The 11,822-nt window shown below is 72.1% G+C and carries 11 protein-coding genes; all 11 read right to left on the bottom strand.

The window, feature by feature from the left end; all coding sequences use genetic code 11:
• Positions 1 to 6: 6 nt before the first annotated feature.
• From B7R87_RS31850 to B7R87_RS31800, 11 genes are read right to left on the bottom strand one after another with little or no spacing between them, the layout of a single operon-like run.
• On the bottom strand, positions 7 to 558 hold the full coding sequence (locus B7R87_RS31850; RefSeq protein ID WP_006344854.1) for a dTDP-4-dehydrorhamnose 3,5-epimerase family protein: 552 nt from the start codon (positions 556 to 558) through the stop codon (positions 7 to 9).
• Positions 555 to 1,802, bottom strand: a complete 1,248-nt coding sequence (locus B7R87_RS31845) for a polysaccharide pyruvyl transferase family protein (protein WP_006344855.1) — start codon at positions 1,800 to 1,802, stop codon at positions 555 to 557. The genes B7R87_RS31850 and B7R87_RS31845 overlap by 4 nt, the downstream gene beginning before the upstream one ends.
• Positions 1,799 to 2,746 carry a glycosyltransferase family 2 protein gene (locus B7R87_RS31840; protein WP_391118206.1) on the bottom strand — a complete coding sequence of 316 codons (948 nt, stop codon included), beginning with the start codon at positions 2,744 to 2,746 and terminating at the stop codon, positions 1,799 to 1,801. Before B7R87_RS31840 ends, B7R87_RS31845 begins: the two co-directional genes overlap by 4 nt.
• Positions 2,747 to 2,770: 24 nt before the next feature.
• The gene (locus tag B7R87_RS31835) at positions 2,771 to 4,057 is read right to left on the bottom strand and encodes an MATE family efflux transporter (protein WP_006344857.1); all 1,287 of its coding nucleotides are present in this window, start codon (positions 4,055 to 4,057) and stop codon (positions 2,771 to 2,773) included.
• Between the two features lie 5 nt (positions 4,058 to 4,062).
• Positions 4,063 to 5,403, bottom strand: coding sequence for a DUF4910 domain-containing protein (locus tag B7R87_RS31830; protein WP_006344858.1), 1,341 nt, complete (start codon positions 5,401 to 5,403; stop codon positions 4,063 to 4,065).
• On the bottom strand, positions 5,391 to 6,416 hold the full coding sequence (locus B7R87_RS31825) for an NAD-dependent epimerase/dehydratase family protein (protein ID WP_006344859.1): 1,026 nt from the start codon (positions 6,414 to 6,416) through the stop codon (positions 5,391 to 5,393). The genes B7R87_RS31830 and B7R87_RS31825 overlap by 13 nt, the downstream gene beginning before the upstream one ends.
• 3 nt (positions 6,417 to 6,419) lie before the next feature.
• The gene (locus B7R87_RS31820; RefSeq protein WP_006344860.1) at positions 6,420 to 7,067 is read right to left on the bottom strand and encodes a PIG-L deacetylase family protein; all 648 of its coding nucleotides are present in this window, start codon (positions 7,065 to 7,067) and stop codon (positions 6,420 to 6,422) included.
• Positions 7,064 to 7,870, bottom strand: coding sequence for a glycosyltransferase family protein (locus B7R87_RS31815; RefSeq protein ID WP_006344861.1), 807 nt, complete (start codon positions 7,868 to 7,870; stop codon positions 7,064 to 7,066). The genes B7R87_RS31820 and B7R87_RS31815 overlap by 4 nt, the downstream gene beginning before the upstream one ends.
• The gene (locus tag B7R87_RS31810) at positions 7,867 to 9,102 is read right to left on the bottom strand and encodes a class I SAM-dependent methyltransferase (protein WP_006344862.1); all 1,236 of its coding nucleotides are present in this window, start codon (positions 9,100 to 9,102) and stop codon (positions 7,867 to 7,869) included. Before B7R87_RS31810 ends, B7R87_RS31815 begins: the two co-directional genes overlap by 4 nt.
• Positions 9,099 to 10,373: a glycosyltransferase family 4 protein gene (locus B7R87_RS31805; protein WP_006344863.1), complete on the bottom strand. Its 1,275-nt coding sequence runs from the start codon at positions 10,371 to 10,373 to the stop codon at positions 9,099 to 9,101. Before B7R87_RS31805 ends, B7R87_RS31810 begins: the two co-directional genes overlap by 4 nt.
• Before the next feature lie 7 nt (positions 10,374 to 10,380).
• Complete coding sequence (locus B7R87_RS31800; RefSeq protein WP_006344864.1) at positions 10,381 to 11,682, bottom strand: hypothetical protein; 1,302 nt, start codon at positions 11,680 to 11,682, stop codon at positions 10,381 to 10,383.
• Positions 11,683 to 11,822 lie beyond the last annotated feature (140 nt).

Raw genomic sequence — 11,822 nt, 5'->3', positions numbered from 1 at the left:
ACGGCCTCAGTTCTCTCGCTGCTTGAGGACCTCGGCGAGGCTTGGTGCCTCCCGGTCCCGCCGGGATACGGACACGGCAGGCAGCGGCCACGGAATGGCCAGCTCCGGATCGTCGAAGGCGATGGTGACGTCCTCGGCCGGATCGTGCGGACGGTCGATGCGGTACGAGACGTCGGCGGTTTCGGTCAGCGCCTGGAAGCCGTGGGCGCAGCCCGCCGGGATGTACAGGGTCGTCTGTGTTGCGCCGGACAGTTCGAAGAAGGCCCGGGCGAGGTAGGTCGGGGAGTCCGGCCGCAGGTCGACGACGGCGTCGAAGACCTTGCCGTACGAGCAGCGCACCAGCTTGGCCTCACCTGCCCCGGAGCGCAGATGCAGTCCGCGGAGCACGCCCCGGACCGAACGGGACACGCTGTCCTGGACGAAGGCGTCGGGGTCGAGGCCCACCGAGCGGGCCACTTCGGCGTCGAAGGTGCGGCAGAAGAAGCCGCGCTCGTCGGCGTACGGCACCGGTTCGAAGAGGTAGGCGCCGTCGATCGCCGGGATTCCGGTCGCTTTCATGGGGTCTCCCGCAGGGCGTGTGCGTGGTGGTGGCCGTGGGCCGGGAAGAGGGCCGCGGTCAGGGTGGTGAACTGCTGTTCCAGGCGGCGGGCGGCGGCCAGGTTCCGTTCGGCGAGGGTCCGCCGTACCTCCGCCGCTTCCCGTTCCAGCGTCCGGAACTGTTCGAGCAGCCGGTCTGCGTCGACCTCGCGGGCCGGATGGCAGTAGGCGCCGACGCCCATCCCGGCCATCAGCGCGTCGCTCTTGGCCGCGTAGCTGACGGCGAGCGTCGGGGTGCCGGCCTTCAGGGCACAGATCAGATTGTGGTAGCGGGTCGCGACGACGGCTCCGGCGGCCGCCGTCTCCTTCATCAGGTCGGCAAGCGAGGCCGCGTCGGCGGCGGTGACCAGCGGTGAGTCCACCGCGTCGAGGACGGCGGCGACCACCGGCGCGTCGACGGCGTCGCCGGTGAGCAGCCGGACCGGTCTGCCGTCATCGGCCAGTGCCCGGACGAAGCGGATCGTCCCGTCGAGGTAGCGCCGGTGGATCTCGTCGGCGCGGGCCCGGTCGTCGTTGCCGCCGTGGAAGGCCATGACGCCGACGCAGACCGGGCCGGGCGGCCCGGACGGTTCGGGGGCTGTTTCGGCCCGCGGCGCGGGCAGGGCGAACGCGAGGTCCGGGTAGACCTCGTCGTGCGCGGTGTCGACGCCCATCGCCCGCATCGCGTCGCGGGATTCGGTGTCCCGGTAGGAGCGGTAGGCGGCCAGCCGGGCCGCCCAGCGGACCAGGGCCCGGGTGGACCGGCTGCCGATCGGGGCGGCGCCGACGCTGACCAGCGCGGTGGGGGTGCCGGTCAGCCGGCCGGCCGCGCAGAGGAGGAACAGGGAGTACGGGAAGCCCCAGGGCCGCAGCGGCAGGGTGGCCTCCAGGACGCCCATGCCGGGCACGATCACCACGTCGTGGCGGCGGACCCAGGCGGCGGTGCGGAAGACGTCGACGAGTTTGCCGAGGCCCTTGGCGGCGACGGAGCCCGCACGTGACGCGGTCCGGTACTCCCCGCGGTACCAGTGGAGTCGTGTCGCGGGGATTCCGTACCGTGCGGTGACGGTCTCGGGCCCGCCGCACAGGGCGTCGACGGCCGCGTCGGGGTGCCGGGCGCGGAGGTAGCCGAGGACGGCCTCCAGCGATCCGTCGTTGCCGAGGTTTCCGGAGCCGAGCAGGCCGAACACGCCGACGCGCACGGGGGTTCCGTCCGCGGGCTTCACGCCTGCCTGCCTTCGCGTCCGGCGACCAGGGCGTCGACGGAGACGGTGAGCCGGGCCGGGTCGACCGGGGCCCGGTCCTCGACGCGTTCGCCCGCGCCGGGCCGGGCCCGGCTGGCGGCCCAGGACGCCAGATGGCGGTAGCAGGCGCGCCGGTCGGCCGGGGAGAGGGGCGCCCGCCGGATCGCCGCGACGAATCCCCAGACGTACTCGGCGAGCAGCCGGGGCGTGGGGTGCAGCAGCCCGGCGCGGCGCGGGTCCAGGTTGATGCACCGGGAGCGTTTGCCCGGGTTGGCCCGTTCGGCGCGGGTGGGGTGGTCGCGGCGGAAGTACAGCAGCTCCGGCACCTGGTGGAAGGGCCCGTTGAGGCCGATCTCGGCGACGAAGGTGCGGTCCGCGTGGTGGTAGCTGTCGTGCGGTGTGACGCGGCGCAGCACCTCGGCCCGCATCACCCCGTAGAAGTCGTCGCCGCCGGGTTCGAAGAGCATGCTGCGGAAGCGTTCCGGCGCGTGCGGCGACGCGGTGGCGAGCCCGTACTCGTACGGCACCTTCACCCGGCCTTCGGCGTCGATGACCGCCTGGTCGGCGTGGGCGAGGATGGTGTCCGGCCGCTCGTCCAGGGCATCGACGCAGCGCCGCAGCAGGTCGCGGGCGTAGAGGTCGTCGTGCGAGGCCCATTTGAACAGTTCGCTGCGGCATTCGGTGAACACGTAGTTGTGGTTGGGGGCTGCGCCGATGTTCCGGGGCAGCCGGATATAGCGGATACGGGAGTCCTGTGCGGCGTAGCGGCGGCAGATATCGCGGGTGCCGTCGGTCGAGGCGTTGTCGGAGACGACGATTTCGAAGTCCTCGTAGGTCTGGCCGAGGAGGGCGTCGAAGGCCTCGGCGAGGTACTCCTCGCCGTTGTAGACGGGCAGGCCGATGCTCAGCCGGGGTGAGCGGGGCAGGGCAGTCATGACGTCCTCACTTCACTACTTCACTACTTCACTGATGGTGTTCCGGTGGTGCTCGCGCAGGGCGGGCCGCAGTTGCAGCCACCACACGGCGGAGCTGCTCAGCGTCGCCGCGGCGACGCCCCAGGCGGAGCCGGCCGTACCGGCCAGGGCCGCGCCGCCGAGCCCGCCGCCGACGTAGCAGACGGAGGCAAAGAGCTGGCAGCGGAGGCTGCGCCGGGCGGCGGCGAGGGCGCGCAGCCCGACCATCGCGCCGACGCCGAGGCCGGCCCCGGCGACGCCGAGGGTGGCGGGCACGATGAGCTCCGAAGCGGAGTGCCAGACGCCGCCGAGGACGAATTCACCGGCCCGGTCCGGCACCAGGAGCAGGGCCGCGCCCCAGAGCAGGGCGGCGACGGCCTGTCCCGCGCCGAGCAGCAGGCAGAAGGTGCGGAGCCGGTGCGGGGCCCGGCGCAGGACCCGTGCCGCCTCGGCGACGGTGACCATCGACAGTCCCATCAGCACGGCGAGGAAGGGTCCGAGGAGAAGCTCGGCGCCCCGGATCACGCCGACCGCGCTGACGCCGACGATCGCGCCGAGTCCGTAGGCCCGGAGCTGGGCGGCCCCGCTGACTCCGACGTTCTCGACGAGATAGCGGTAGCCGAGGTCGCGCTGCTCGCGGAGCCAGTCGCGCGCTCCGGCCGGCCGGGGCCGGATCCCGGACTGGATGCAGCCGTATCCGGCGGCCACCGCGGCGGCCGCGCCCCAGGCGATTACGTAGGCGGCGACGCTGCCCGCCCGGGCGGCGACGAACATGGCCGGGACGAGCGCGAGACCGCCCAGCAGATCGTTGACGAAGGCCTTCCGGCCGGTCCCGGCGGCGAAGAAGGAGAACCGCCAGGCGTCCTGCAGCAGCAGCGCGGGCAGGACGACGCCGAGGGCGGCGAACGCGGATCCGACGCGGCCGCCCACCGCCGACCCGACCACCAGGGCGACCGTGCCGACGGCGGCGCCGACACCGAGTGCGGTGCCCGTCGCGCGGGCGGCCGCCGGGCGCCAGGTTTCGGCAGGCACCCCGCTGAAGCGGACCACCAGCGGGTCGGTGGACAGCCCTCGGGAGACGCTGAGCACCACGCCGTAGGTGACCCAGGCCAGGCTGAACACGCCGAAGGCGGCGAGCCCCAGCGACCGTGCCACCCAGATGCCCACCGCGAAGTTGGTCATGCTGCAGACCGCCTGGTCGGCCAGTCCCCAGGACAGCCGGCCCGCGACGGCCCGCCCGGTGGGTGCCGCCCGGGCGGTCGTCTTCTCCTTCCCGGTGGTCATCGGCGTCACCCCTTGATCAGTCCGGCGCCGTGGAGGGCGCCGGCCGCGACGGCGACGGTGTCGAACGGCAGCCCGGACCGGTCGGCGATGTCCAGCAGACCGTGCTCGCCGTCGGAGAGGCTGAGCACCCAGAGCATCGCCAGCTGGGCTTCCTTCGTATCGCTGCGGCCTCCCAGCGCGTCGTACAGCCCGCGCCGCCCCAGCTGTGGTTCGCCGTACGGGCTGAGGTTGACGTACCGCCGGTTCCCGTCCAGTACGGCGAAGGCCTCGCGGCAGACCGCGAGGGTGTCGGCCATCGCCTCCGGGGACACGAAGTCCGGGTTGTCCGCCGAGGTGTGGTACTCGGGGTAGCCCGCGTAGGGGGTGCGGCTGAGGGAGCCCACGCCGAGATCGAACCCGGGTGAGCAGAACTGCCGCTCGTCGTATCCGTACGGGGTGAACTCGTTGATGCGGTGCGGGCGTTCGGACGAGGTGAGGACGTACCGCATCACCCGGTCGATCTCGGCGTCGCCGCGTCTGCTCTGTTTGTACGTCAGCCGGCCGCGGTCCCCTGCGCAGGCCAGCACCAGCCCGTGTCTGATCTGTCCCCCGGCTCCCGGCTCCTCCCCCGGCCTCCCGGGAGCGGCGGATGGTCCGCCGACCCGCTCCGCGTTCCGGGCCAGCCAGGTGATCGCGCCGATGGTGCCGGGCGCGAAGAGGAACCGGTAGGTGTAGTACGGGGTTTTCTCCGCCAGCGCCCGGGCCAGGAACACCGCCACCGCGATACCGGCCAGGTTGTCGTTGGCCAGCGACGGGTGGCAGACATGGCAGGAGACGAGCACCTCGTCGGGGACCTGCCCGGGGACGACGTGTTCGGCGTAGGTGAGGTGGCCGTCGGTGAGGGTGGAGTCGATACGGACCTCGTAGTCGCCGTCCGGCAGGCCGTCCAGGGTCTCCTGGGCCAGGCAGAACCCCCAGTCGGGCTTGTAGTAGCTGGTGCGGTACGGCACCCAGGTCGGGTGGTCCGGCAGGGTGTGCAGCCGTCCGCGCAGCTCCGCCAGCGGCATGGTCGCCGCTACGGGCACGCTGTAGCCGAGGACGTGCAGGCTGGACGCGGCGAAGTCGACGACGCGGCGTCCGGTGGCATCGGCGATGTACGCGTCGCGGATGTTCCACTCCTGCGGCACGGTCCAGTCGAGCACCTGGGTCCCGGTCGGCACCTCGTGGACCTGGAGCGGAACGTACTCTCCGACGATGTCGAGGGTGGCGCGCACCCCGTCGCCGGTGATGCTCCGGCAGAGCGGGTAGAGCCGCTCCACCAGTGCGTGCATCTGCTCGCCGGCCGTGGCCGCGGTCACCGGCGCCACCGCAGGGTGTCGTCGACGGCACCGGCGTCGGACGCGGCGCGCAGCACGGCGAGCCGGGTGAAGCGCCGTTCGAAGTCCTCCCGGGTCAGCCCGTGTTCCCGGTAGGCGTCGACGAGTTCGACGGCGCCCCGTTTCACGGACCACTCGCAGTCGAAGCCGGGCACCGCGGTACGGAACCGGGAGAAGTCCACCCGGTACGACCGCGGGTCGGCACCGGTCTCCCCGGTGATCACGACCCGTGAACCGGACACCGCTTCAGCGACCTGTCCGGCGATCTCTGCGACCGTGACGTTGTTGGTCTCGCTGCCGATGTTGAACGCCCGGTCGTGCACCGCCTCCCGGGGTGCGGTCAGCGCGGCGGTGAAGGCCTGTGCGATGTCGGCGGCATGTACCAGCGGCCGCCAGGGGGTGCCGTCGGAGAGGACGAGCACCTCGCCGGAGAGGAGGGCGTGGCCGACCAGGTTGTTGAGCACGATGTCGGCGCGGAGCCGGGGCGAGTAGCCGAAGGCGGTGGCGTTGCGCAGGTAGACCGGGCTGAAGTCGCCGTCGGCCAGGGCGTGCAGATCGTCCTCCACCCGTACCTTGGACTCCGCGTACGGTGTCACCGGGCGCAGCGGGGCGTCCTCGGACACCAGCTCGTCGCCGCCTGCGGCCCCGTAGACCGAGCAGGTCGACGCGTACAGGAAGCGGCGGACTCCGGCGTCGCGGGCCAGCCGGGCGAGCCGCACGGACGCGTGGTGGTTGATGTCGTAGGTGAGGTCCGGTGCGAGGGCTCCCAGCGGGTCGTTGGAGAGCGCGGCCAGATGGATCACGGCGTCCACTCCGGCGACGTGTTCGGCCGTGAGGTCGCGCAGGTCCACCCGGTGCCCGGGCGGGTCGGCGGGCGGCGGGCCCAGTACGCAGTCGGCGAACAGTCCGGCGTCCAGTCCGGTGACCTCGTGGCCGGCGGCCGCAAGGGCCGGGGCCATCACGGTGCCCAGGTAGCCCTGGTGTCCGGTCAGCAGCACGCGCAAGGTTCATTCCCCCAGGTCGAGAGTGAGTTTGGTGGCGGCGAAGGCTTCGGCGTAGCGCGCGTGGCATTCGATTCCGCGGATCCGCGCGAGACCGAGGAAGGCCTCCCGGTCGTACCAGGGCCGGTGGCGTTGGGAGGGGTAGTGCTCCTGCAGGAGCCGTACCTTCCGTTCCGCTGTTTCGGGTGTCAGCGGCTGGTAGGCGGAAGGGCGGCCGAGGTCGCCGTCCCATTTGACGATTTCGTAGCCGAGGACGAGATGGTCGCGGAAGGCGGTGGTCATCAGCTTCGCCAGGCCCCGGTGGTCCTGGTGGGCGTCGTCGGTGCGCGGGGCCAGGACGAGGTCCGGTTCGGTCCGCTCGCGCAGCTCCTCGACGGCGGCCTTGGCCTCGTCCCAGTGGGCGGGCATCCGGCCGTCCGGCAGTTTGAGTACGGTCGGCCGCAGATCGGCGCCGGGGCAGAAGGCGGCGAGTGCGGCCCGTTCCTCCTGCTCCCGTTCGCTGCCGCCGCCGGAGAGCACCAGTGCGTCGACGCGGATGCCGGGCCGGGCGAGGCAGATCGTCAGCAGGGTGCCGCCGGCGCCGATGGCGATGTCGTCGCAGTGCGCGCCCACCGCGACGATCCGGTCGAGGCGTTCGCCCCTGAGCCGGATCATGCGGTCCTCACCGGGACGGCGTCCCTGCTGTCGTGCTCCCATACGGCCCACGGGCGGTCGCCCCGGGCGTAGGAGGCGTCCAGCACGGCCCGTTCCTTGACGGTGTCGGTCGGCTTCCAGAAGCCGCGGTGCTGGTGTGCCACGAGCCGTCCCTCTTTGGCGAGGCCGGCGCAGCCGTCGGCGACCAGGTCCCCGTTCTCCGGGATGTGGTCGAAGACCTCCTGGCGGAGTACGAAGTAGCCGCCGTTCTCCCAGAGCGGGAGTTCGCTGACCGGGGTGATGCCGCCCACCAGACCGTCCTCGCCCAGGTCCACGCAGTGGAAGGAGGACTGGGGCGGTACGACCATCATCGACGCTCCGGCGTCGCGCCGGGAGAACCGGTCGATCATCTCGGGCAGCGGGGCGTCGGAGAGGACGTCGGCGTAGTTGGCGAGGAACATCTCGTCGCCGTCGAGGTGGTGCCGGACCCGGCGCAGCCGCTCACCGATCGGTGATTCGATGCCGGTCTGCACGAAGGTGATCCGCCAGGAGGCGATATCGGTGGAGAGGAGTTCGGTCCGCCCGTTGCTGAGGACGAAGTCGTTGGACGTCGTCTCCTCGTAGTTGAGGAAGAAGTCCTTGATGTGGTGGGCCCCGTAGCCGAGGCAGAGGATGAAGTCGGTGTGCCCGAAGTGGGCGTAGTAGCGCATGACGTGCCAGATCAGGGGGCGCGGGCCGACCATCGCCATCGGCTTGGGCACGTCGTCGGACGTGCCGTTGCGCATCCGCAGCCCGTAGCCGCCGCAGAACAGTACGACCTTCATGAAGTGACCTCGACTATGGACAGTTCCGGGATGGGGAAGACCAGGCGGCCGCCCCATTCGTGCACATAGGACAGTTGCTCGACGAGTTCGTCCCGCAGGTTCCAGGGGAGGACGAGCACATAGTCCGGCCGGTCGGTGGCGATCTGTTCGGGCGGCAGGATCGGGATACGGGTGCCGGGGGTGAACCTGCCGTGCTTGTACGGGTTGCGGTCGACGGTGTACGGGAGCAGGTCGGGCCGGATGCCGCAGTGGTTGAGCAGGGTGTTGCCCTTGCCGGGGGCGCCGTAGCCGACGACCGTCTCGCCGCGTTCCGCCGCCTCCACGAGGAACCGCAGGAGGTCCCGGCGGACCTTGGCGACACGGGCGGAGAACTCGGTGTATCCGGAGAGCTCCTGCAGTCCGGCGGCCTTCTCCCGGGCCAGGACGTCGGCGACCGCCCGGGTCGGCTCAGCGGCCGCTTCGGCGGGCCGGGCCCACAGCCGGATGGAGCCGCCGTGGGTGGGGAGGAGTTCGACGTCGACGAGGGCGAGTCCGCCGCTCTCCAGCGCCCGCCCGGCGGAGGCGACCGTGTAGTACTGGAAGTGCTCGTGGTAGATCGTGTCGTACTGGTTCTGTTCGATGAGGGTCAGCAGATGCTGGACCTCGATGGAGACCCAGCCGTCGTCGGCGACCAGGGAGCGCAGGCCCCGGGTGAAGCCGACGACGTCGGGAATGTGCGCGTACACGTTGTTGGCGACGACGAGGTCCGCCGGGCCGTGCTCGGCGCGGACTGCGGTGCCGGTGTCCGGGGTGAGGAACGCGGTGAGCGTGGGCACACCGGCGTCGCGCGCGGCGGCGCCGACGTTCACCGACGGTTCGATGCCGAGGCAGCGGATCCCTCGGTCCACCAGGTGTTTCAGCAGGTAGCCGTCGTTGCTGGCGACCTCGGTCACGAATGAGTCGGGGCCGAGTCCCAGCCGCTGTACGGCCCCCTCGACGAAGGTGCGGGCGTGCTCCACCCAGGAGGTCGAGTAGGAGGAGAAGTACGCGTACTGCGTGAACGTCTCCTCCGGGGTGATCAGCGGCGGGATCTGTGCGAGCCAGCAGTCGGTGCAGACCCGCAGGTGCAGCGGGTAGGCGGGCTCCGGTTGGTCCAGTTGGTCCGCGGCGAGGAAGCTCTCGCACGGCGGGGTCGCCCCCAGGTCGACGACGCTGGCCGTCGCCGTCGAGCCGCAGAGTCGGCAACGTGTCATCTACTGCCCCCATCCCGGCTTGCGCGGGTGCCCCCGCGCGAGCCTGTGGTTCCGTTCTCCGGCGGCGGGCCTTCCCCGCCGCCGGACCGGTCCGCGATCGCGGACCGGTACTCGTGCTCCAGGCGTTTCAGCCCGACGTCCGGGCTGAAGTCCTGCTCGTAGCGGCGTCTGGCCGCCCTGCCCAGCTCCCGGTTGCGGGCCGGATCGGCCGTGATCCGGCGCAGGCAGGACATGAGCGACTCCTGGTCGCCCGGTTGGTGCAGCAGCCCGGTCACGCCGTCGTCGACGAGTTCGACGAAGGCTCCGTGACCGGCGGCGACGGCCGGAACCTCGGCCGCCATCGCCTCGGCGACGACCAGTCCGAAGGTCTCCAGGGACATCGAAGGGGCCACCACGGCAACGGACCGGGCGACGGCCTCGCGGCACTGCGCCGGGTCGTAGAGGCCGGCGTACCGGACGTCGTCCCGGCCCGCCGCCCAGTCCGTCACCTCCCCTTCCAGGGGTCCCGCTCCGGCCAGCACGAGCGGTACCCCCACCCCGCCGTCCGCGGCGAGCGCGTCCCACGCGGCCATCAGCAGCCGGACGCCCTTGGTGTCCGCGAGCCGGCCGAGGAAGAGCAGCTGCTCGCCGGGCCCGGACCGGCGGGCGCCCGGGTCGGGCACGAAGTTGTGCTTCACCACGAGCCGCTCGGGGGGCATGCCGGACCGGACCAGGAGATCGCGCTGTGCCGCGGAGATGCAGAAGAACCGCTCCACACCGGACCACCACCGCCGCCGGTTGACCGCGAGGCTGAGGGCGAGCGGCACCGTCGCCGCCCGGGAGTTGCGGTAGCAGCCGTGCCGGACCGCGGGCAGGGACAGTGGCGAGCCGACGCACTCGGTGCACATTCGGCCGTTCCGGTGCAGGGTGCCGGGCGGGCAGACCTGGGTGTAGTTGTGCAGCGTGGCGACGGCGGGAACCCCGGCGTCGGCGCAGGCGGCGAGCACCGCGGGCGACAGCAGCGGGAAGACGTTGTGGATGTGCACCACATCGGGCCGGTCGGTACGGAGCCGGGCGGCCAGCTCCCTGCGTACCGCCGGATTCCACGGCACCAGCAGCGGCACCGCGGCCTTCCCCGGCAGGGACCGGGCGGCGATGTCGTCGCTGCGCCGCTCGAACAGCTCGACCCGGTGGCCGGCCGCGCGCAGCAGCCCCACCTCCTGGTCGACGACCTGGTTCTCACCGCTCGGCTGGGCCGAGGAGTAGCGGTTGTGCACCACGAGGATGTGCATGGTCAGTTCACCTCCGGGCCCATCGGGGGATGCGGCTTTGTCGGCGGGGGACTTCGGCGGCTTCGAGGGGCGCGGTCCCGGCGGGTGCCGCGAGCAGCGAGGCGGCCAGGGCCAGATGCAGCAGATACGCCGAGGCGTCGCCGAGTCCGGCCTCGGTGTACGAGGAGATCGCCACATAGCTGATGAGGAAGATCGCGCAGGCTCTCGGCAGCGACGGCGGCCGGAGCAGCGCGACACCGCCGAGCGCGATGATGATCGCCCCCACCAGGGTGAGCCCCATCAGCCCCTGTTCGTGGTAGACGGCCAGCCAGCTGTTGTCGATCGGGAGCCCGCCGAACGATTTGTCGCTCAGGCCCGTGCCGAAGAGCTTCTGGGTGGTCGTCCTGGGTGCCGCCAGCAGGGCGTCCCAGACGTTGGCCCGGCCGGTGAGGCTGGTGAAGTTCTCCTGACTCTGCCCGCGCAGGAACCAGGCCCGCAGGGCGGAGGCGAAGCCCACCGCGGCCACGGTGGCGCACAGCACCGACCAGGTGAAGAACCGGCGGGCGGCGGCGCTGGTCAGGACGAGGGAACCGATGGCCAGCGTCAGCCCGATGAGCATGCCCAGCGTGGCGGTGCGGGTATGGGTCAGGGCGAGCAGGACCAGCGACGGCACGATGACCAGCGCCGCACCGGCCCGGTCGGTCCTGCGGCCCAGGACCAGCAGCACGGTGAGCCCGGTGATGACCGCGGTGTACTGCCCGATCTGCGGCGGGGTGAGCGGCCACAGGGCGCCGACCAGCCGCCCGCCGTACAGCTCGGGCATGGCCGCGCCCGGGGAGACGATCAGACCGGCGACGACGGTACCGAGCACCGCGAAGTAGATGCGGATGTGGTAGCGGACGAAGGTCAGACCGCCGTCCCACCAGCGGGTGAGCAGCCACAGTGTGCCCGCGAAGAGCGCCAGCCGGGTGCAGCGGAACAGCGCGCCGAACCCGGACTCCAGCTGCAGGCTGGAGATCACGCTCGGCACCAGCAGCAGGGTGAGCAGGAACACGAAGGCGCTGGGCCGGATGCGGAGCCGGAGGTTGAGGGCGAGCGCCAGCGTGAACGCGGCGCCCAGGGCGCCCATGGTGACCATCTGGATCAGGGAGCGGGGCAGCGGGAGGATGGTCTTCGCCCCCGAGGAGCCGAGGGTGTTGAGGATCAGCAGTCCCCAGACGATGCCGACCGCCTTCGGGGTAGCGGCCGGGCGCGGTGCGGTGCCGGGCCGGATGTCCGCCGGGTCCGCTCCGCCCGGCGGCCCGCCGTGCCGCAGGTCGTCCCCCTCCACCTCAACCACCGGCCTGCGCTATGCCGTGTGCGGGCCGGTCGTTCCGGCCGTACGGCCGCGGGGCCCGGGTCCGTAACCCTGCCGTACGGTCGCCGGGTACGGCGGTGCCGTGGCCGCCCCGCAGCCCGGCGGCGGCCCGC

It is taken from the genome of Streptomyces tsukubensis (assembly GCF_003932715.1).
GTDB classification, from domain to species: Bacteria; Actinomycetota; Actinomycetes; order Streptomycetales; family Streptomycetaceae; genus Streptomyces; species Streptomyces tsukubensis.
Note: the sequence above shows the minus strand (reverse complement) of the source record. Positions and strands in the feature narration are given on the sequence as shown.

What these genes read in the sequence shown, in the direction of transcription:
- B7R87_RS31805 (WP_006344863.1), bottom strand. Translation starts at nt 10,373, where the DNA reads ATGCACATCCTCGTGGTGCACAACCGCTACTCCTCGGCCCAGCCGAGC.
- B7R87_RS31815 (WP_006344861.1), bottom strand. Translation starts at nt 7,870, where the DNA reads ATGAAGGTCGTACTGTTCTGCGGCGGCTACGGGCTGCGGATGCGCAAC.
- B7R87_RS31820 (WP_006344860.1), bottom strand. Translation starts at nt 7,067, where the DNA reads ATGATCCGGCTCAGGGGCGAACGCCTCGACCGGATCGTCGCGGTGGGC.
- B7R87_RS31835 (WP_006344857.1), bottom strand. Translation starts at nt 4,057, where the DNA reads ATGACCACCGGGAAGGAGAAGACGACCGCCCGGGCGGCACCCACCGGG.
- B7R87_RS31850 (WP_006344854.1), bottom strand. Translation starts at nt 558, where the DNA reads ATGAAAGCGACCGGAATCCCGGCGATCGACGGCGCCTACCTCTTCGAA.
- B7R87_RS31810 (WP_006344862.1), bottom strand. Translation starts at nt 9,102, where the DNA reads ATGACACGTTGCCGACTCTGCGGCTCGACGGCGACGGCCAGCGTCGTC.